Source organism: Archangium violaceum Cb vi76, assembly GCF_000733295.1.
Classification (GTDB): Bacteria; Myxococcota; Myxococcia; order Myxococcales; family Myxococcaceae; genus Archangium; species Archangium violaceum.
In genome coordinates, this window is record NZ_JPMI01000214.1 from 1 (window position 1) to 19,392 (window position 19,392).

18 protein-coding genes are annotated in these 19,392 nt (G+C 70.1%); 5 read left to right on the plus strand and 13 right to left on the minus strand.

All coding sequences use genetic code 11. The annotated features are described in order from the left end of the window. Positions 1 to 153: 153 nt before the first annotated feature. The 6 genes from Q664_RS28080 to Q664_RS28105 all read right to left on the minus strand — a co-directional run bounded on the left by Q664_RS28080 (position 154) and on the right by Q664_RS28105 (position 5,276). Entirely contained in the window at positions 154 to 1,278 is a 1,125-nt protein-coding gene (locus Q664_RS28080; RefSeq protein WP_043402534.1) for an RNA ligase RtcB family protein, read from the minus strand. Positions 1,279 to 1,351: 73 nt separating this feature from the next. Next, positions 1,352 to 2,473, minus strand: coding sequence for a hypothetical protein (locus Q664_RS28085; RefSeq protein ID WP_043402538.1), 1,122 nt, complete (start codon positions 2,471 to 2,473; stop codon positions 1,352 to 1,354). Between the two features lie 15 nt (positions 2,474 to 2,488). Beyond that, on the minus strand, positions 2,489 to 2,983 hold the full coding sequence (locus Q664_RS28090) for a DUF4365 domain-containing protein (RefSeq protein WP_052518754.1): 495 nt from the start codon (positions 2,981 to 2,983) through the stop codon (positions 2,489 to 2,491). A 13-nt stretch (positions 2,984 to 2,996) separates the two neighbouring features. After that, positions 2,997 to 3,461: a 23S rRNA (pseudouridine(1915)-N(3))-methyltransferase RlmH gene (locus Q664_RS28095; protein WP_075207535.1), complete on the minus strand. Its 465-nt coding sequence runs from the start codon at positions 3,459 to 3,461 to the stop codon at positions 2,997 to 2,999. Further along, the gene (rsfS, locus tag Q664_RS28100) at positions 3,458 to 3,991 is read right to left on the minus strand and encodes a ribosome silencing factor (protein WP_084610416.1); all 534 of its coding nucleotides are present in this window, start codon (positions 3,989 to 3,991) and stop codon (positions 3,458 to 3,460) included. Before rsfS ends, Q664_RS28095 begins: the two co-directional genes overlap by 4 nt. Positions 3,992 to 4,007: 16 nt before the next feature. Further along, a complete protein-coding gene (locus Q664_RS28105) occupies positions 4,008 to 5,276 on the minus strand; it encodes a glutamate-5-semialdehyde dehydrogenase (protein ID WP_043402544.1) in 1,269 nt (422 codons plus the stop codon). Between Q664_RS28105 and Q664_RS28110 the strand changes: the two genes are divergently transcribed. Beyond that, positions 5,275 to 5,613, plus strand: coding sequence for a tetratricopeptide repeat protein (locus Q664_RS28110; RefSeq protein WP_043402547.1), 339 nt, complete (start codon positions 5,275 to 5,277; stop codon positions 5,611 to 5,613). The two genes, Q664_RS28105 and Q664_RS28110, sit on opposite strands and share 2 nt — an antisense overlap. 23 nt (positions 5,614 to 5,636) lie before the next feature. Here the strand turns inward: Q664_RS28110 and Q664_RS28115 are convergent, their stop codons facing one another. After that, positions 5,637 to 6,695: a hypothetical protein gene (locus Q664_RS28115; RefSeq protein WP_326938750.1), complete on the minus strand. Its 1,059-nt coding sequence runs from the start codon at positions 6,693 to 6,695 to the stop codon at positions 5,637 to 5,639. A 97-nt stretch (positions 6,696 to 6,792) separates the two neighbouring features. On the opposite strand from Q664_RS28115, the gene Q664_RS28120 reads away from it, so the two are divergent. Further along, complete coding sequence (locus Q664_RS28120; RefSeq protein WP_043402552.1) at positions 6,793 to 7,335, plus strand: hypothetical protein; 543 nt, start codon at positions 6,793 to 6,795, stop codon at positions 7,333 to 7,335. Here the strand turns inward: Q664_RS28120 and Q664_RS28125 are convergent. Next, positions 7,332 to 8,423, minus strand: a complete 1,092-nt coding sequence (locus tag Q664_RS28125) for a TetR family transcriptional regulator (RefSeq protein ID WP_043402554.1) — start codon at positions 8,421 to 8,423, stop codon at positions 7,332 to 7,334. The two genes, Q664_RS28120 and Q664_RS28125, sit on opposite strands and share 4 nt — an antisense overlap. Positions 8,424 to 8,664: 241 nt before the next feature. Beyond that, positions 8,665 to 10,074 (minus strand): sigma-54-dependent transcriptional regulator, encoded by a 1,410-nt coding sequence (locus Q664_RS28130; RefSeq protein WP_043402653.1) that lies wholly within the window; start codon positions 10,072 to 10,074, stop codon positions 8,665 to 8,667. A 37-nt stretch (positions 10,075 to 10,111) separates the two neighbouring features. Between Q664_RS28130 and Q664_RS28135 the strand changes: the two genes are divergently transcribed. Together Q664_RS28135 and Q664_RS55240 are read left to right on the plus strand one after the other, a co-directional pair. Further along, the gene (locus Q664_RS28135) at positions 10,112 to 10,681 is read left to right on the plus strand and encodes an NUDIX hydrolase (protein WP_235216907.1); all 570 of its coding nucleotides are present in this window, start codon (positions 10,112 to 10,114) and stop codon (positions 10,679 to 10,681) included. Positions 10,682 to 10,757: 76 nt separating this feature from the next. After that, positions 10,758 to 11,357, plus strand: coding sequence for an Rpn family recombination-promoting nuclease/putative transposase (locus Q664_RS55240; protein ID WP_235216908.1), 600 nt, complete (start codon positions 10,758 to 10,760; stop codon positions 11,355 to 11,357). On the opposite strand, the gene Q664_RS28145 is transcribed toward Q664_RS55240, so the two are convergent. Next, positions 11,274 to 13,196, minus strand: a complete 1,923-nt coding sequence (locus Q664_RS28145; RefSeq protein ID WP_152622381.1) for a serine hydrolase domain-containing protein — start codon at positions 13,194 to 13,196, stop codon at positions 11,274 to 11,276. The genes Q664_RS55240 and Q664_RS28145 overlap by 84 nt on opposite strands. A gap of 86 nt (positions 13,197 to 13,282) precedes the next feature. Between Q664_RS28145 and Q664_RS28150 the strand changes: the two genes are divergently transcribed. Beyond that, entirely contained in the window at positions 13,283 to 14,269 is a 987-nt protein-coding gene (locus Q664_RS28150) for an aldo/keto reductase (RefSeq protein WP_043402560.1), read from the plus strand. Between the two features lie 80 nt (positions 14,270 to 14,349). Here the strand turns inward: Q664_RS28150 and Q664_RS52740 are convergent, their stop codons facing one another. From Q664_RS52740 to Q664_RS28165, 3 genes are read right to left on the minus strand one after another with little or no spacing between them, the layout of a single operon-like run. Then, on the minus strand, positions 14,350 to 16,785 hold the full coding sequence (locus Q664_RS52740) for a PAS domain-containing protein (protein WP_052518756.1): 2,436 nt from the start codon (positions 16,783 to 16,785) through the stop codon (positions 14,350 to 14,352). Continuing rightward, the gene (locus Q664_RS28160) at positions 16,782 to 17,192 is read right to left on the minus strand and encodes a response regulator (RefSeq protein ID WP_043402563.1); all 411 of its coding nucleotides are present in this window, start codon (positions 17,190 to 17,192) and stop codon (positions 16,782 to 16,784) included. Before Q664_RS28160 ends, Q664_RS52740 begins: the two co-directional genes overlap by 4 nt. A gap of 9 nt (positions 17,193 to 17,201) precedes the next feature. Then, positions 17,202 to 19,325, minus strand: coding sequence for a PAS domain-containing sensor histidine kinase (locus Q664_RS28165; protein ID WP_052518757.1), 2,124 nt, complete (start codon positions 19,323 to 19,325; stop codon positions 17,202 to 17,204). Between the last annotated feature and the right edge of the window lie 67 nt (positions 19,326 to 19,392).

Genomic DNA, 19,392 nt, shown 5'->3' on the forward strand with positions numbered 1-19,392 from the left:
CGTTCTTCAACCCGTGGCCCACTGTGTGGACAGGGGTTCAACCCCGGGTCCGTGGCACCCTCACCCCGTCCCTCTCCCGGAGGGCGAGGGGAAATGGGCGCGGGTCCGCGCATGTGCCCACGGGCAGGTTGGGCCCACGGGCAGGTTGTCGTCTTACTCGCGCCGGGTACGCGTCTTGTAGGTGAGCACGGGCGCCAGTGTCGCCACCACCCGGACGAGCCCGGCGTCCACCAGATCCTGCACCACACGGTCGATGGCCTTGTACGCCGGAGGTGCCTCCTCGAAGAGCAGGTCGCGGTCCTCGCAGATGACGTGGCTCTTGAAGGAGGTGCGGGTGAGGGCCTCGGGGGTGAAGCGCTCGCGCATCCGCTCGCGGGCACTGGTGCGCGTCCACTTGCGGCCGGCCCCGTGCGCCAGGCTGTGGGCGTGGTTCACTCCGTCGCCCAGGGGCAGCACCAGGTAGCTCAGCGAGCCCCGGCTGCCGGGAATCACCACCGGCCCCTGGTCCGAGGGCGCCGCGCCCTTGCGATGCAACCAGCAGGTGTGGCCGTCGTACTGCTTGGGGGTGACGCTGTTGTGGCAGACATCGAGCACCCGCCGCCCCGACGCCGCGATGCCCTGCATCATCCTTCCGGCGATGGTGGCGCGATTGGCCCGCGCCCACTCCACGGCGTGGTCATGCCGCGCGAGGTATTGCCGCGCCTCGTCCGAGTCTTCCACGAGGCTCCCGGTACCATGGCGGTCCACGTGGGCCCGGAGGATGGCCTCTCCCAGTCCGCGGGAGCCGGAGTGCACGAGCAGCAGGAGCCGATCCGTTCCCAGCCCCAGCGCGGTGAAGGTCTCCGCGTCGTGCACCGAGTCCACCCGTTGCACCTCGGCGAAGTGGTTGCCGCCGCCCACCGTGCCGAGCGCCGCCTCGAAGCCGCAGGGCTTCACGCCCATGCTGGCGAGCACCGCGTCCGTGTTGCCCTCCCAGGGTCCATCCAGGTCCAGGCGCGCCGCCCAGCGCTCCGGCTTCGCCTTGCGCGCGGGCAGATCCAACTCCCAGAGGCCCATCCCACAGCCGATGTCGTTGCCCACGAGGAAGGGATAGAAGAGTCCCTCGGAGGCGAAGGCGGCGCCCACCGGTGCACCCTTGCCCGGGTGCAGGTCCGGCAGGCCCACCGCGGAGCGCATGCCGGGAAGTCGCGAGGCGGCCTCGAGCTGGCGGATGGCTTCACCCTCCACCCACGACTGGGGCGAGGCGATGACACGGACGTGAGGGGTGGGCGAGTGCATGTGCCCTCGGACGCGCAGGGCGTCCGGTGCCTGACGGGCGTGGGCGAGCCCTTTCTGGCGGCTCGCCCGCCCGCTAGATGCCCACGAGCTCGAAATGGGCGGACTGTTCGAGCTGGTGGACGCGTGAGCCTCGACGAAGGATGCCCCTCACGGTCACATAGCGCTGGGTGAGATGGGCCTCGGTCGCCTGGCGGTATTCAGCGGCTCCCAGCATGACGCGGACCTTCAGCAATTCGTCTTCCCCCTGAGCCTGGAGCACGACGGCGCCTTCGACCTCTCCCTGCTCGCCCGGCTCTCCCATCAACTCCACGACCTTGCCGACGAACTGGTTGGGTTGTGCCCCTCGAGATGGCCGGAGCTGATGGGACAGCTTCTCGATGGCCTCATACATGTTCCGATCCACATGGACTTCGGACGGCACCTGGGACTCGACGGGAAGCAGCGGGGACCAGGAACTGCGCAGCCGCAGGTCGGCGCTTTCATCAGGCGGCATCATCTCGACGAGTGCCTCGCAGAGGTTGGAGCTCACCACGGGCTCTCCCGGGGTAGGTTCGAGCACCCTTCCGGGCTCACCCGCCCGGACCGCCGAAGCCACATGTCCCACGGAGCGAAGGAGCAGCAGGGATGCTCGTCTCCCGAAGGCGTCTTCCTGGACCGACCGATGGGGCGCTACCTCTAGAGGAGCCTCCACTGTCAGGACGAAGCTCCCCACCTCCGTTTGCCCGAGACGGCATTCCTTCAGGAAGGCCTCGGCATCCGCGAGGCTCATGCGCGGGTGGAAGGTTGTCCCCGGGCGCTTGACGCTGCAGGCGCTGGACAGAAGGGCCTTGCGGACTCCGTTCACCAGGCTCAGCCCATTCTCGAGATGGATACCTCCATCCTGCGTCTCCGCTCCCTCCAAGGCGAAGCGGTGGAGATCCCTCCTGGGCCGCAGGAGGTCTCGCAGGATGCTCTCCGCCGGGCGTTTTTCGTGCTCGGCGATGCGCCGCACCACCGCGACCATCGCCTGGCCGTAATCGATGAGGTCGCGATCCAACGGCACCTGGACTTCCACGGAGGGAGCCCGGCCACTGTGATAGATGGCGGCCTGGAGACGGCGCGATGGGATGCGCTTCCACCCGTGTGCTTCGAGGTACGAGCGCACGTTCTGGTAGTCCACCCGGTCTCCGAGCGTGAGGAACTGCTCCGTGTTCATGACACGAGCTCCTCTTCACGAGCCACCTTGCGCAGCAGGTCGCGCAGGGTGTCCAGGTCGAACGTCCGTCCGCGCGACAGCCGGACCGTCTGACTCGTTTCGTTGGACGTGGGGGGGGGCTCCTCGAAGCGAGAGCCAATAAGCGCACCGCCGCAGGATGAGTGATTCCTCGGTGAAGGTGAGCCAGTGCCGCTCGTCTTCAGGCAGGACGAACACCACGAGGATTCGAGGCACGAGCGAGGGGGCGCTGAGATCGTCGTAATTCTTCCGGGAGAGTGCGAAGGAGAACTCGTCCGAGGGCAGTGGCTCCAACACCGTCGCCTTGAGCTGGATGGCCAGCTCGGGCGAGGTGAGGACGGCGTCCTCGGCCAGCAGGCCACGCGCGCACACCTTGAGATCCACGCTGTCATGGTCCTTGCGGATCTCCTCGATGGAGAACCCGGCTCGCGAAGCAATGGCCCGGACATACGCGAGGCTCAACTCCTCCTTGATGTCGTTGGGACTCAACATGCCGCCTGCCCGCCTACTTGTGGTACGGCTCGCCCTTGAGAATGGTGAAGGCGCGGTAGAGCTGCTCCACCAGCACCACCCGCGCCAGCCGGTGCGGCAGCGTCATCTTCGACAGCGAGAGCACCAGGTCCGCGGATTGTCTCACCCGCTCGTCCAGGCCCTCGTCCCCGCCGATGACGAGCAGCAAGTCCTTCGCGCCATCCTGGGCCCGGCCCACGTACCGGCTGAGCTCCACCGAATCCAGCAGCTTGCCCCGCTCATCGAGCGCGACAATCAGGTCCTGCGGCTTGCGGCGCGAGAGGATGGCCTCGGCCTCGGCGGCCTTGGCGTCCGGCGCCTTGCCCTTCTTCCCACCCGCCTCGGGGAGCTCCAGCAGCTCGAAGCGGGTGTAGTGGGCCAGGCGCGAGGCGTACTCCTGGACCGCGGGCTCATAGAGGCCCGAGCGGTCCTTGCCGATGGAGAGGAGCCGGACCTTCAGGCCACCTTCTCCCGCGCGGCGTCGGCCCAGAGGCCCTCGAGGTCATAGTGGGAGCGCGCCTCGGAGAAGAAGAGGTGCGACACCACCTCGCCGAAGTCCAGGAGCACCCACTGGCCCGTGTCCATGCCCTCGTGGCCGATGGGGCGCAGGTTCTCCGTCTCCTTGAGGGTCTTCAGCACGTGCTCGGCCATGGCGGACACCTGCCGGTCGCTCTCGCCCGAGGCCACCACGAAGTAGTCCGCGTAGGACGTCATCCCGCGCACGTCGAGGATGACGATGTCCAACGCCTTCTTGTCCGAGAGCAGGGTGCCAATCTTGCGCGCCAGGGCATGGGCGCGCGGGTTCTCCGCGGGAGCCCCCGGGGCCGCGCCTCCTGGGGTCAACGCCTTCTTCTTGGTCGTCTTCTTCCGCGCGGGCAGCTTCTTGGCCGCTCCCTTCTTCGCCGCGGTCTTGGTGCGTGTGGCCAGCGACGGCGCGCTCTTCTTCTTCGCCGCGGGCTTCTTCGTGGTCGTCTTCTTCTTGGTTGCCATACGTGTCCGGCGCACCCTAGCGCACCTGCCCCTGTCCCAGAATGACGTACTTCTGGCTGGTCAACTCTCGCAACCCCATGGGCCCAAAAGCGTGCAGTCGGCTGGTGGAAATCCCGATCTCCGCCCCCAGGCCCAGCTCGCCCCCGTCGTTGAAGCGGGTGGAGGCGTTCCACGCCACCGCGCTCGCCTGGGCCTCCCGGGTGAAGCGTCCCGCCACCGCCTCGTCCGCGGTGACGATGGCTTCCGTGTGTTCGCTTCCGTACCGGGCGATGTGACCCAGCGCGTCGTCCAGTCCGTCCACCACCTTCACCGCCAGGATGAGGTCCAGGAACTCCCGCCCCCAGTCGTCCTCCGAGGCCGGGTTCACCGCCACCCCGGCGCGTGACAGCACTCGCACCGTGGCCGCGTCCCCGCGCAGTTCCACCCCCTTGCCCACCAGTTCCCGGCCCACCTGGGGCAGGAAGCGCTCCGCCACCGCCCGGTCCACCAGCAGGCACTCCGCGGCGTTGCACACCCCCGGGCGGCTCGTCTTCGCGTTGACGGCGATCCGCGTGGCCATGTCCAGGTCCGCCGCCGCGTGCACGTACACGTGGCAGACGCCCTTGTAGTGCTTCACCACCGGAATCCGCGCGTTCTCCGCCACGAAGCGGATGAGGCCCTCGCCGCCGCGCGGAATGCACAAATCAATCAGCCCCTCCAGCTTCAGCAGCTCCAGCAGCGTCTCGCGCTCGCCCGGGGGCACCGGCTGGATGCACGCGGCCGGCAGTCCCGCCTCGGTGAGGCCCGCCGCCAGCGCCGAGGCGATGGCCGCGTTCGAGCGCGCCGCCTCGCTCCCGCCGCGCAGCAGCGCCGCGTTGCCGCTCTTGAGGCACAGCGCCGCCGCGTCGCTCGTCACGTTGGGGCGGGCCTCGTAGATCATCAGCACCACCCCCAGCGGCAGCCGCACCTTGCGCACGTGCAGGCCGTTGGGCCGGTCCCACTCCTCCGTCACCTCGCCCACCGGATCCTTCAGGCCGGCCACCGACTCCACCGCCCGGGCCATGCCCTCCACCCGCGAGGCGTCCAGCAGCAACCGGTCCAGGAAGGCCTCTCCTTTCCCGGAGGCCCGCGCGGCGGCCATGTCCGCCTCGTTGGCGGCGAGCAGGGTGGGGAGGGCCCCGCGCAGGTGGCGCGCCATGGCCCGCAGGGCCTCATCCTTCTGGCCGGTGGGGGCGGTGGCGAGCACACGGGAGGCCGCCCGGGCGGCCTCGGCGAGGGAGCGCACGTCTTGCTTGGCAACGGACATGCCTCTCCTCTATCACCGCCCCATGAGCAACGCCCGGTTGGAGCAGTTCAAGCAGATGGCGGCCGAGTTCCCCGACGCGCCCATGGCGCACTTCTCCCTGGGAAAGGCCTATTTGGAGCTGAGGCAGTACGCCGAGGCGGCCCAGGCCCTGGAGACGGCGGTGCGGTTGGATCCCCAGTACGCCGCGGCCATGGTGTCCCTGGGGGATGCCTACACCGGCGCGGGGCAGACGCAGAAGGCCCGCGAGGTGCTCACCCGCGCCCGCGACACGGCGCTCGCCCAGAGCCACGCCAGCCTCGCCGAGGAGATCGACGAGCGGCTGTCCGGCCTGGACTGAGCCCGACTCCGGAGTGAGGCACACTACGGCCGCCAGGTGAGGCCCACTCCGCCCACCTGGCGGAAGTAGAAGAGGCCGTTGCGCGACAGTTCGGTGCCGTACATCGCGAAGGAGAGCTCCACGTCCACCCGCTCGACCAGGGGCCGGGCCAGCTTCAGCGACAGCATGTGCTGCGCCTCCTCGTCGTCGACCAGGGTGATCTCCGGCGAGAGGAAGACGCCGTCCGGATAGGCGTTGAGGCCCAGCGCGCCCTGGGCCATGAGCGTCAGCTTCCAGGGCAGCCGCACCCCCGCGGTGCCGCTCAGCCGGTGGCGCTGCAGGGACTCGCCATAGCTGTTGGAGCTGGTCTCCAGGTACGAATAGGACAGCCCCAGCGCGAGCGGGCCCTTGTAGCTGTAGCTGGCGCTCGCCATCAGTGCCGCGTCCTGGCGCCGTCCCGTCCACGAGGGTGTGGTACCCGGCGGGTACCTCACGGAGGCGCTGTAGCGGCGCTGGCCGTACTCACCCATGACGGTGAAGGCGTGGCGCCGGTCCAGGCGGAAACGCGCGAGGAAGCCCACCTCGGGGCTGCCGAAGCTGGCGGAGAAGTCCGGCCGGTAGAGGAAGCGATGCGCTCCGGCGCGCAGGCGCAGGGAGAGCCGCGCATCCGGGGCGTGCTCCAGGAAGGCGAACGCCGCCAGGTCCGTGTACGCGCGGCTGCCGCCCCGCCGGTCCTTGGCCCGCCCCTCCACGCCCACGCCCAGCGTCTGGCCCACGGCGAGCGAGGCCTCCAGCGCGGCGGCCTGCACCAGCACGTCCTCGTTGGGGAAGGCCACGTACTTGCGGCCCCCACCGTCATAGCGGCCCACCAGTTGCCAGCGGTCCGCGGTGTAGCGGCCCTCCGCCGTGACGAGCAGGCCGAGCACCGCGTCCGTGGTGTCCGGGCGCGACGCTCCCTGGTAGAAGTCGCGCGGCGCGTTGCCATCCAGCATCAGCCGGCCCGACACGCGCAGCTGTCCCTCCACGTCGGCGGCTCGAGCGCCACCGGCGAGCGCCAGGGTTGACACCACGAGCGCGGAGAGGAGCCGTTTCAACGGGCGCACCATACTCCGTACACTGGCCGCATGCCCTGTCCACGAGAGGGCAGCCGGCCGGGCGGGGCGATGACTGCGCGCCCGGACGATCGGTAGAGTGGGTGTCATGCGACTCACTTCCGTACTCTCCGTATATGCCCTGCTCGCGCTCGTGGCCTGCGGCCCCCCCGGCTTCCTGGCGGAGGTGAAGGGCGAGACCACCGTGGCGGGAGATCCCACGGGCATCTCCACCGTCCTCGACGCGTTCCCGGCCATTGGCAGCTTCTCCAACCTCGACTTCGACCAGAACCAGGACTTCAAGAACCAGGGCGTCACCAAGGACCAGGTGTCCTCCGTGAAGCTTCAGGCCCTGGAGCTCAAGGTGCTCTCCCCCTCGGACCAGGACTTCTCCTTCCTCGACACGCTGGAGTTCTACGCCAAGACGGGGGACCAGGAGGTGCTGGTGGCCTCCAAGCGGAACATCTCCTCGCTGGGCCTCAAGGCACCCAACCCGGTGCTGGTGCTGGACGTGACGGACGCGGAGCTGCAGCCCTTCATCACCGCACCCTCCATGAGCCTCAGCGTGCGAGGCAAGGGCCGCAAGCCCGCGAGGGAAGTACGCCTGGAGGCCAACGTGAAGCTGCTCGTGCAGGCGCGGCTGCTGGACTAGCGCAGCTCGCGGGCCCTGCGCTCCAGCGAGCCCGCGCGGGAGTCCAGCTCTCGCGCGAGCGACTCGAGCCGGGCCGCCTCCGCCTCCAGGCCGCGGAGATCCTCCGGGTTGCCGCTGGCGAGCACCTGGGCACGCACCGTGCCCACCTGGGGCCGGTTGTCCGAGGCGCGGTAGACGGGCGACTGGGATTGGTCCCCCATCTCCACGCCGCCGCCTCCTCCTCCCGGTGTGGGCACCGGATCGCCCGAGCCCGGGTTCTGGAGCGGAGGGGGCGGGGCCGCATCCCCTTGGCCGCCCCCCGAGGCGTACTCCTGAGGCGCGTTGAAGAGGCCGCCGCGGCTGCGCTGGGAGGCCTCCACGGAGATGGACTTCGTGGAGGCGTTGAAGCGCAGGCGCATCTGCCGGTCCTGCTCGTCGAACATCGACTCCTCGCCGAGGAAGTCGCTCATGCGCCGCTCCAGCTCGCGCTCCTCGCGCAGCTCGGTGATGCGGCCGCGCAGGGCCCGCAGGCGCTGGCGTACCTTGTCCTCGGAGTCGCGCAGCACGTCCGCCTGCTCCAGGAGATCCTCGGGGTCGTCGCTGGACTCACGGCGGTCGAGCGCCGGCACCTGGGAGGCGGGCAGGGCGGAGCGCAGCGCGTCGCGCTCGGCGCGCAGGTCGCGCATGCGGGCAATCAGCTTGGAGCGGGCCTCGCGGTCCGGGGTGGCGTCCCAGGCGGCACGCACCCGGGCCAGCTCCTCGGAGAGCGCCGAGTGCAGCGCCAGGTTGCGGCGCTCCGCCTCGGTCTCGGCCCCGGCGAGCGACTGGGCCAGCCCGGAGAGCTGGCCGGACAGCTCCTGGGACTGCCGCAGCGCCGTCTCCAGGTCCGGGCCCGCCACCAGCCGGCCCTTCTGCTCGGCCTTGAGCTGCTCGATGCGGCCGGCCAGGGTGTTGAGCTCCGCGCGCAGCACCTGCTGCCGGTCTCTCAGGTCGCGCACCTGGGTGCGCGCCGTCCGGGCCTCGGCCCGCAGCCCGTCCACGCCCGAGGCCGCCCACACGGGCGTTCCCAGGGAGAGACACAGCAGCAGGGGGAGCAGGACGCGCTTCATCAACCCCCTCCCCAGAGCAAGCCGGATGCCAGGGCCCCGCCACGACAGGGCGATTCGCCGTCCACGAAACCCGAGAGGTTCCGGGGACTTCGCACACGGGGGGGCCAGGGCTGGCGGGGAGGATTGACGGAAAACCACGATGGGAGCGGGGGGACGGTAGATTTTCGAGGGGACGGTTTCTTTTTTACAGCCAGACGCGCCGGTCCGCCACCCGCCGTGCGCCAGCCCGTGGGGGGCGGGCTCAGTTCTCCTCGGGGCGCTCGCTCTTGGCGATGAAGCCGTACTTCTCCAGCTTGTAGTACAGCGCGGACGTCTTGATGCCGAGCAGCCGGGCCGTCTCCGTCTTCACGCCGCCGGCCTTCTCGTAGGCGCGGGCGATGAGCTGGCGCTCGAGGTCCTCGAGGATGTCGGGCAGGGGCCGGTCCCCCATGGGCACGGGCAGGCCGGAGTCGCTCCGGGGCGTGGTGCCGGTGAGGTGCGTGGGCAGGTCCGTGGCGGCGAGCGTCTCGCCCTCGGCGAAGACGAGCGACTGCTCGACGACGTTCTCCAACTCGCGCACGTTGCCCGGCCAGGCGTAGCGGGCCAGCGCGCGCAGGGCGCTGTCATCCAGGCCCTTCACCCGCTTGTTCACCCGCGGGGCGTGCTTGGTGACGAAGTGGCGCGCCAGCGAGGTGATGTCCTCGGGGCGCTCGCGCAGGGGCGGAATCTGGAGGGGGACGATGTGCAGCCGGTAGTAGAGGTCCTCGCGGAAGCGGCTGGCCTTCACCTCGGCCTGGAGGTCGCGGTGGGTGGCGCTCACCACGCGCACGTCCACCTTGAGCGTCTCCTCGCCACCCACGCGTTGGATTTCCTTCTCCTGGAGCACGCGCAGCAGCTTCGTCTGGACGGAGTGGGGGATTTCGCCAATCTCGTCGAGGAAGAGCGTGCCGCCGTCGGCGAGCTCGAAGCGGCCGAGCTTGCGCTTGACGGCGCCGGTGAAGGCCCCGCGCTCGTGGCCGAAGAGCTCGCTCTCCAGGAGCGTCTCGGCGAGGGCGGCGCAGTGGACGACGACGAAGGGCCCGTCCTTGCGCGGGGAGAGCTGGTGGAGCATGCGCGCCACGAGCTCCTTGCCGGTGCCGGACTCACCGCGCACGAAGACGGTGGCGTCGGTGGCGGCGGCCTTGCGCACCATGCCGACGAGCCGCTGCATGGGCTCGCTGTCACCCACCATGAGGTTGCCGTGGGAGAGGGCGGCGTCGGTCTCGAATGCCTCGGTGCGGGCGGACAGGCGCTCCACCTGGCGGCGGGTGGAGGACAGCTCAAGGCCCTTCTCCACCTTGGCGCGCAGCACGTCCGGGGTGAAGGGCTTGGTGATGAAGTCGTAGGCGCCCTGCTGCATGGCCTGCACGGCCGTCTCGATGGTGCCGAAGGCGGTGACGACCATGACGACGGCGGCCGGGTCATGCCCCTTGAGCGTCCGGGTGACCTCGATGCCGTCCATGCCGTCCATCTTCAGGTCGGTGACGACGAGATCGAAGGGCGACTTCCGGTAGGCGGAGACACCGTCGGTGCCGGAGCGGGCGGCCGTGACGGTGTGGCCGGAGCGGGTGAGGGTGACGGCCATGCCCTCGCGGAGGGTGTCGTGGTCGTCGATGACGAGGATACGGGCCATGGACGCGACCATATATCAGTGCACAATGCGCCCGCCCATGAGTACCCCCCTGACTTCCCTGCACGAGTTGCTGGCCCGCCACGTTCCCTCGGACGACAAGGAGCGGGAGGACCTGGCGAAGATGCGCGCCCTGGCCACGGAGTTGGAGAAGCCCTTCTCCCGAGCGCAGGAGCGGGGGCACTTCACCGGCAGTGCGGTGGTGGTGGACCCGGCGGGCGAGCGGGTGGTGATGGTGCACCACGGGAAGCTGAAGCGGTGGTTGCAGCCGGGCGGGCACGCGGAGGAGGCGGACGCGGGCAGCATGGAGGCCACGGCGCTGCGCGAGGCGCGGGAGGAGACGGGCTGCCGGGTGCGGCCGCACGCGAGCGCGCCGAGGCCGCTGGACGTGGACATCCACACCATTCCGGCGCGCAAGGACGAGCCGGAGCACGTGCACCTGGACGTGCGCTACCTGGTGGTGGCGGAGGACCCGGAGGCGTTGGCGCATGATCCGGGCGAGTCCTCGGGCGCGCAGTGGCTGACGTGGGACGAGGCGCTGGCGCGGGCGGACGAGGCGCCCCTGCGGCGCATGATGGAGAAGGCGCGGGCCGTGGTGCGCGGGGGCTGAGGTCTCTGGAGGCGGAAGACCGGGCACGAGCGGACCAGGTGCCGCTGGCCCGCCGCATGCTCGAGCGCGGTCCGCCATGTCTGGACCGCATGCCCTCTTCGCTCGCTACACCTTCGGCCACCCCGAGAGAGCCGCCGCGGAATTACGCGCCGTGCTGCCCGCGCACGTCGTCTCGGAGGTGGACGGGTCGTCTCTGCGGCGAGAGCCCGGCAGCGTAGTGGATCCGGAGTTGCGCGAGACCGAGAGCGACCTGCTCTTCACGGCTCGGATGCGCACGGGCCAGCCGCTGCTGCTGTACGTGCTGCTCGAACACCAGTCGTCGGTGGATTCGTGGATGGCGCTGCGCATGTTGCGCTACGTGGTGCGCCAGGTGGAGCGCTGGCGCCAGGAGCATCCGGAGAGCGCATCGCTCCCCGTCATCATTCCGCTCGTCATGTACCACGGGCCAGACAGAGCCTGGACGGCACCGCGCCGGGTGGAGGAGCTCTTTGAGCTTCCGGAGGAAGAGGAGAAGCGGGAGCGCTGGCGAGCGCTGGTGCCGCGTTTCGGGTACCTGCTCGATGACCTGACGACCGAGCGGGAAGAGGCGCTGTTACCAGGGGCCGGGTCCAAGCAGGTGCCAGTGGTGGAGCCATGCGGCGAAGGCTGTCGCGGCCAGCGCGGCACTGGAGAGTGACAATCGGAGGGCCAGGTTCCCGGAGCGTTTCCACCACGCACGTGCGCTCCAGGCGAGGGCTCCCGGGGTGAGCGCCACGGCTCCGAGTGCGCAGGCCATCGAAGCGCCCGGTAACCGGGGCGTGGCGCCGTACTCCAGTTCGACGTGGTGGCGCACCAGGAGCGTGAAGCCACTCAGGAACAGCAGGTTCAGCAGGCCGATGACCGCCAGCAGTCCCGTGGCCGGGCTCCGGTGGAGGACGCCCACCATCACGGCCAGAGCGAAGAGCGCGGCGCATACGGCTAGCAGTCCATAGGTGAACGTGGACGTCTCGTACCAGGGCACCCGCTCGTATGCCGCCATGGGCTGGTTCTCGAAGAAGAAGTGCGTGATGTGGCCGGCTGCGTCTTCGCGGAAGGCCACTCGCTCCGGTGAGGCCGGGTCCTCGGCGGGACGGAACAGGCGCGGCTCCACCTCCACCCAGCGCCGGGGCGTGTGCCCGGGCTCCTGGATGTGCAGGGTGCCATCTCCGCCATCTCGCACGCGGATCTCCTGGCGCCACCCCAACGAGGACTCCGCCGTGCGGTAGGCTCGCCACGTCGTCTGGTATCCCCCCACGAAGCGTGCTGCGCGCTCGGCGAAGTCCCGCGTGGGCACGGGCACGTCCGGGGGTGGGGCAGGGGAGTCGTGCTCGAGTACGGCGCGCAGCAGCTCCATCCGCGCCCGCTGCGCGGCGTCCTTCTCTCCCGGGCCGTTGTACGAGACGAACAGCCCCATCCCGTGCTCCGGCATCAGCACCAGCAGCGAGTGGAAGAGGTACGCGTCCCCCAGGTGTCCGATGAGCCGCTGGCCATTCAGCTGGAGCTCCATGAATCCATGGGCCCACCCGCTCAACCTCGGGTCATGCGTGAAGTGCTGGCGATGCATCCGCCGCACCGTTTCCTCGCTCAGGATGCGGTGGCCCTCGTATTGCCCTCCCTGGAGGTGCGCGAGCATGAACCTCGTCAGGTCCGTGGCCGTCGTGAGCAGCGAGCCGCTGGAGGCCACCACCACCTGCTCCAGGGGCTGGGCTCGTGGGCTCCCGTCCTCGACGGTGTGTCCCAGCGCCATGTCGGCGGCGAGCTCCGGTGGCACCGTCCTGCGGAAGAAGGTGCGTCTCATTCCCAGCGGCTCCAGCACGTTCTCCCGGAGGTACTGCTCGAAGGACTGGCCCGACACCCGCTCGACGATGTGCTCGGCGAGGCTCGTCCCATAATCGGAGTACGCCGAGAGCTCTCCCGGGGGACGCACCCGGGCTGGCATGCGCTCCCGCAGGTATTCCGCCAGCGTGCCGGGTGGTGGGCCCTCGGGCCAGAGGCGCTCGTGCACCTCGAAGCCCCCCGTATGCGCCATCAGGTGCGCGAGCGTGAGAGGCCGGGCGTACGTCGCGGGGAGCCGTACGTCTTCCAGATACGTCTGGACGTCCGCGTCCAGCTCGAGCCGGCCCCGCTCGGCGAGCTGCATCACCGCCGTCCAGACGAACAGCTTGCCCAGCGAGGCCACGCGGAAGAGCGTCGTGTCCGCCACCACCGGCGTGTGGCTCCCGGCGTCCGCGTCACCGTAGCCTCGGGCCAGCACCACCTGGCCGTCCCGCACCACCGCCACCGTCGCTCCGGGAATCCGGTACGCCGCGAGCTGCCGGGAGACCACGCGCTCCACGAGCGGCTCCAGGGACACCGCCTCCGTCCGCTGGGGAACCTCGGCCCACGCCGGCACCGCCAGGGCGAGCACCAGCACCAGGGCGGACAGACCCGGGGTGGCTCTGTGCGGCGTGGACGGCATGCCGCAGGTGTAGCGGACTTCCCGTGTCGAAGGGAACACAGGGGCACTCGCCCAGCCGTTCTTCCGCTGGCCCCGATAGGTCCAGGCCGCTAACAAGGACCGCCGTACCCACAAGGAGGGATGTCATGGAGCAGAGGGCACTCGGAAAGCAGGGGCTGAAGGTCTCCGCCCTGGGCCTGGGCTGCATGGGAATGAGCGACTTCTACGGCTCGGGCGACGAGAAGGAGTCCATCGCCGTCATCCATCGGGCGCTGGAGCTCGGGGTGGACTTCTTCGACACGGCCGACATGTACGGGCCGTTCACCAACGAGAAGTTGCTGGGCAAGGCCATCGCCGGCAAGCGCGACAAGGTCATCGTCGCCACCAAGTTCGGCAACGTGCGCGCCGAGGATGGCTCCTTCCTCGGCATCAGCGGCAAGCCCGACTACGTGCTCAAGGCCTGTGATGCCTCCCTGAAGCGTCTGGGCGTGGACCACATCGACCTCTACTACCAGCACCGCGTGGACACCACCGTGCCCATCGAGGACACCGTGGGCGCCATGGCCCAGCTGGTGAAGCAGGGCAAGGTCCGCTACCTCGGCCTGTCCGAGGCCGCACCCGACACCATCCGCCGCGCTCACAAGGTGCACCCCATCTCCGCGCTCCAGACCGAGTACTCGCTCTGGAGCAGGGATCCCGAGGACGAGGTGCTCCCCACCGTGCGCGAGCTGGGCATCGGCTTCGTCCCCTACAGCCCGCTGGGCCGCGGCTTCCTCACCGGCCGCTACCGCCGCATCGAGGACCTCGAGCCCAACGACTGGCGCCGCAACAACCCGCGCTTCCAGGGCGAGAACTTCGCGAAGAACCTCCAGCTCGTGGACAAGATCAACGAGCTGGCCGCGCGCAAGAAGGTGAAGGCCTCACAGCTCGCGCTCGCGTGGGTGCTGGCCCAGGGCAAGGACATCGCCCCCATCCCCGGCACCAAGCACGTGAAGTACCTCGAGGAGAACGCCGCCGCGGCGGACATCCGGCTCTCCCCCGAGGAGCTGCGGGAGATCGACACCATCGCTCCCAAGGGCGTGGCGGCCGGCACCCGCTACACCGAGGCCGGCATGAAGTCGGTCCACCGCTGAGCCTCGGCTCGGGCCTCCGTGTTGGCAGACCCTCACCCCAGCCCTCTCCCAGAGGGAGAGGGGGCGCCTCGTGGGCCAGGTCAGCCCTTCGGGACCGGTGGGGGCGTCGGGGCTCTTCTCGGCAGACGCACCGTGAAGCGCGTGCCCTCGCCCGCCCGCGAGCTCACCGTGATGCCTCCGCCGTGCGCCAGTACCAGCTGCCGGGTGATGTAGAGCCCCAGCCCCACACTGCCCGCTCCATTGCCCGCATGGCGGCCCCGGCGGAACGGCTCGAAGAGATCCGGAAGGATCGCCCCCTCGATGGCCGAGCCCTCGTTGTGCACCTCGAGGAATACCTCGCCGGCCTCGCCCCGGCAGCGCACCCAGACCGCCGTGTCCTGCGGGCTGTGCTGGAGCGCGTTGCCCACCAGGTTGCCGAGCACCTGCGCGAGCCGGTCTCCATCCCACTCGCCCATGCCATCCCCCTCCAACTTCAGCTCCAGCTGCCGCTCCGGATGGCTGGCGGCCAGCTCCTCCACCACGCCGCGCGCCAGCTCGAAGAGGTCCATCTTCTTGCGCTCCACCGGAATGCCGCCGCCCAGCCGCGCCTGGCTGAAGTCCAACAGGTCGCGGATGAGGCGCGTGGAGCGGTCCGACGCGGAGATGATGCGGGTGAGGCTCTTGCTCTGCCGCTCGTCCAGCCCCTCGCGCGCCAGCAGCACCGAGGCCGAGATGCGGATGACGCTCAGCGGGTTGCGCAGATCATGACTGACGATGCCGAGGATCTGCCGCTCGAACTCGGCGAGCTGGCGCGCCTCGGCCTCCTGCTGCTTCTGCACGGTGATGTCCACGTAGGCGCCCGTCATGTAGAGGGGGCGCCCGTTCGCGTCCACGAAGGTCTTCCCCTTGCCGCTCAGCCAGTGCACGCGCCCATCCGGCCACACCACGCGGAAGTCCATCTCGAAGTCCGCGCCCTCGCGCGCGCAGGCCTCGTTGCGCCGTGCCGCCTCGGACCGGTCCTCCGGGTGCACCAGCGCCAGGCAGTCCTCCATCGTCTGCACCGTGCGCCCCAGCGGCAGGCCGAAGAGCTGGTCCAGGTTCTCGTCCCACTCCAGCGCGTTGGTGCGGATGTCCCAGCGGAAGGTGCCCGTGCCGCCCGCCCACAGCGCCGCGCGCAGCCGCTCGTCGCGCTCCTGCAGCGTGGCCTCCATCCGCTCGCGATCCGCCAGCAGCTCCCTCAACTGGGCCTCGCTCGCCTCGGCCTGGGCACGCGCCTGCTGCGCGGCTTCATAGAGGCGGGCCCGCTCCAGCGCCTGCGCCCCCTGCCGCGCCAGCGCGAGGAGGAACTCCTGCTCGTCGGAGTTCAGGGTGCGCGGCCCCGCGTAGTTCACCACCAGGGCCCCCATCACCCCCCGGCCGCCGCGCAGGGGCATCACCGCCGCGGCCTCGTAGGGCAGGTCCAACCGCGCCACCGTGGGGTAGCGGCGATCCCGCTCCTCGCGGTTGGCGAAGGTGACGAGCTTGTCGGTCCGCACCGCCTCCGCCACCGCCAGCGGCGCATCGAGCGGAATCCGCTCCATGTTGCGCGTCAGGTGCCGGACATTCTCGGTGGCGCTCGCCAGCTCGAGCATCTGGCCCTCCTCGCTCAGCAGGCACACCGCCCCCGAGTGGGCCTCCAGCGCCGCCACACCCTGGGTGAGGATGATGTCCACCACCTGCCGGGGCGTGAGGGCCTCGGAGAGCGCGGCGGTGACCGCTTGCAGGCGCGAGATGCGCTCCTGGGTCCTGCGCTGGTCGTCGATGTCGGCGTTGGTGCCGAACCAGCGGATGACGCGGCCGCGCGCGTCCCTCATGGGCAGGGCCCGGATGAGGTGCCAGCGCCACGTCCCACCGGTCCGCCAGAGACGGGCCTCCACCTCGTAGGGCTCACCCGAGCGCAGGCTGGACTGCCAGCGCTCCATCACCCGGGGGAGATCCTCCCTGTGCACGGCCTTGGGCCACTGTGAGGGCTCGCCCATGGGAAGGCCGTTGTTCTCGTAGCCGCGGCGGCTGATGTAGTCCAGCACCCCATCCGGTCGGCTCGTCCAGATGGTGTGCGGCAGCACCTCGGCGAGCGTGCGGTACTGTTGCTGCACCTCGTGCAGGCGCAACGTCTGGCGCAGCAGGTGCGCGAGGCGCTCCGGGGTGAGCGCCGACTTGGCCAGGTAGTCGGTGGCACCGGCCTTCATCAGCTCCACGGCGATGTGCTCGTCCCCCTGCCCGGTGAGCATGATGATGGGCGTCTCCACCAGCGCGGAGCGGGCCTTGCGCAGCACCTCCAGCCCGTCCTGGCCCGGCATCTGGAAGTCCATCAGCGCGCAGTCGAAGGTCTGCTCCAGCAGGGCGGCGAGCGCGGCCGTGCCATCCCCCACCTCGACGAGCTGGGCATTCAGCCCCGCCTTGAGCAGGGCACGCCGCACCGCGAGCCGGTCCACCTCGTCGTCGTCCGCTATCAGCAGACGCAGCGGTTGCTCCTCCATGCGCTCCTCGGCCCTCACGGCAGCTCCACCCGGGACCAGTATGCGTTGAGTGCGGCCATCAACTCCACGAAGGCGGGTGAGGCCACGGGCTTGACGAGGTAGCCGGCTACGTTGTGCGCGTAGCTTTGCAGCCGGTCTCTCTCGTCGTTGGAGGTGGTGAGCACCACCACGGGGGTGGTGCTCAGCTCGGGGTCGGCACGCAAGGCGCGCAGGAACTCGAGGCCATTCATCCTCGGCATGTTGAGGTCCAGCAGGATGATGCGGTTGCTGGACGGCACGGTGCCGTTGCGCAACAACTCCAGAGCCTGACGCCCGTCGCCGGCGACGTAGAGGGTGTTGTGGATGTTGCTCTTCTTGAAGGCGCGCTGGACGTTCATGACGTCCACCGCGTCGTCATCCACCAGCAGGATGTTCAGCGTCTTCACGGTACGCTCTCAGCGCCCCTCGTCAGGGGTGTGCTTGGGCCAGGTGAAACGGAAGGTAGCCCCCTGGCCAGGGGCGGACTCCAGCCAGGCACGCCCCCCGCGTGCCTCCACGCTCTTCTTCACCACCGACAGACCGATGCCGGTGCTCTCCACTTCATCACGGGCCCGCAGCGTCTGGAAGATGCCCCAGATGCGTTCATGGTACTCGGGCGCGATGCCGGGGCCATTGTCGGCCACGGAGAATTCCCAGAAGGCGTCCAGTTGTCGCACGTCCACCCGTACCCGCGCGTCGGATGACTGGGCGTGCTTGAAGGCGTTGCCCAGCAGGTTGAGGAACACCTGCTGCAGGGGCACCCGCTCGGTGCGCAGGGTGGGCATGCCGGGCGCCAGCTCCACGTGCGTGCCGGCGGGAGGGGCGAGCAGCTCCACGCACTCGGTGAGCAGTCTGCCCACGTCCACCGGCTCCGGCCGGCCCCGCACCCGGCCCGCGCGGCTGTAGTCGAGGATGCCGTTGATGAGCGCCTCCATGCGCTCCACGCGTCCGCGCAGCAGCCGCATCTGCTCGCGCGTCTCGTCCGTCATGACGGGCTGCAGGTCGTCCTCTATCCACTGCGACAGGTTGGCGATGCCGCGCAGCGGGGCCTTCAGGTCATGGCTGGCCACGTAGGCGAACTGGTCCAGCTCCTTGTTGCTGCGCTCCAGCGCGGCGATGAGGCGCTCGCGCTCGGCCTCGGCGCGCTTGCGCTCGGTGATGTCCAGCACCACGGTGGCCACGCCCAGCGTGGTGCCCTCGGCCGAGCGCACGGGCGCATAGCGCGCCAGCCACGCCCGCTCCTCGCCGGAGGGCAGCCGGGTGGAGGACTCCACCGTCTGCGTCTCGCCCGTCTCCAGCGCCCGCCGCAGCGACTTCACGACGATTTCCACACCGGGGCCCTGCGTGGAGAGCACCTCGGGCATGGTGTGTCCCAGGTGATCCTCCGCGGGCTTGCGGTTGATGTCCTGCAGGGTGCGGTTGACGCGCACGAAGCACAGCGTCCGGTCGAAGAGGGCGATGCCGGCGGGGGCCGCGTCGAGCAGCGTGTCCAGCATGGCGCGGGCCTGCTCGGCGAGGTACTGCTCGTGTTGGGCCCGGCGCATGGCGTCCTGGCTCTCGCGGTACAGGCGCGCGTTGTCCAGCGCGAGCGCGGCGCGGCGCGCGAACTCCTCGGCCAGCGACAGGTCCGCGGCGGAGAAGCTCCGGTTGCTCCCGGCCTGCACCAGCGTGATGCCGCCCAGCGTCCGCCCGTGCACCACCAGCGGCACGATGATGGAGGAGTGCATCCCCAGCTCCCGCAGCAGCCGCAGGTGGCTCACGTCGCGCACGAGCTGGGTGTGCATCGCGTCCGGGATGACCTCCAGCAGCTCCGGCTCCCCGGTGCGCAGCACGTAGCCGAGCCCGTGGCTGGCATGGTGGAGATCCGCGGGCTCGCGGCGCGCCAGCTCCCAGATGAGCGGCTCCCGGGTGCCGTCGGAGTGGGTCACCGCGACGCGCTCCACGGTCTCGTCCGGCCGCACCAGGTCCACCGTGCACCAGTCCGCCAGCCGCGGGACGATCATCCGCGTGAGGTTGCGCAGCGTCTCCTCGGGGTCCAGCGTGAGGGCGAGCAGGGCGCTGGCCTCGGCGAGGAAGCCGTGCACGTCGGCGGTGCGCTTCTGGTCGTCGATGTCCGTGCAGGTGCCGAACCAGCGGACGATGCGGCCCTGGGCGTCATGAATCGGGATGGCGCGGCCGAGGAACCAGCGCCAGACGCCGTCCAGCCGGCGGCAGCGGTACTCGATTTCGAAGGGCTCTCCGGTGACCAGGCTGTGGCGCCAGCGCTTCTCGGCCTCGGCCATGTCCTCGGAGTGGAAGGCCTGCTTCCAGCCATTGCCCCGGGACTCCTCGGGGTCCAGGCCGGTGTACTCGTACCAGCGGCGGTTGAGGTAGTCCTGGACGCCGTCGGGCCGGGACGTCCAGACGATCTGCGGCAGGGCCTCGGCCAGCAGGCGGAATTGCTCGCGCTCGGTGTCGAGCCGCTGCTCCGCTCCCCCGACTCCGAAGACGGAGGGCAGGGAGTCGTAGGCGGTGAGATCTCCGTCGGATTGGCGGGACACGTGGAGCGGCCCTCCGCGGGGCAAGAATGGAGATGGAACCTGCCGAGTACCCCTTCTCTTACTGCGT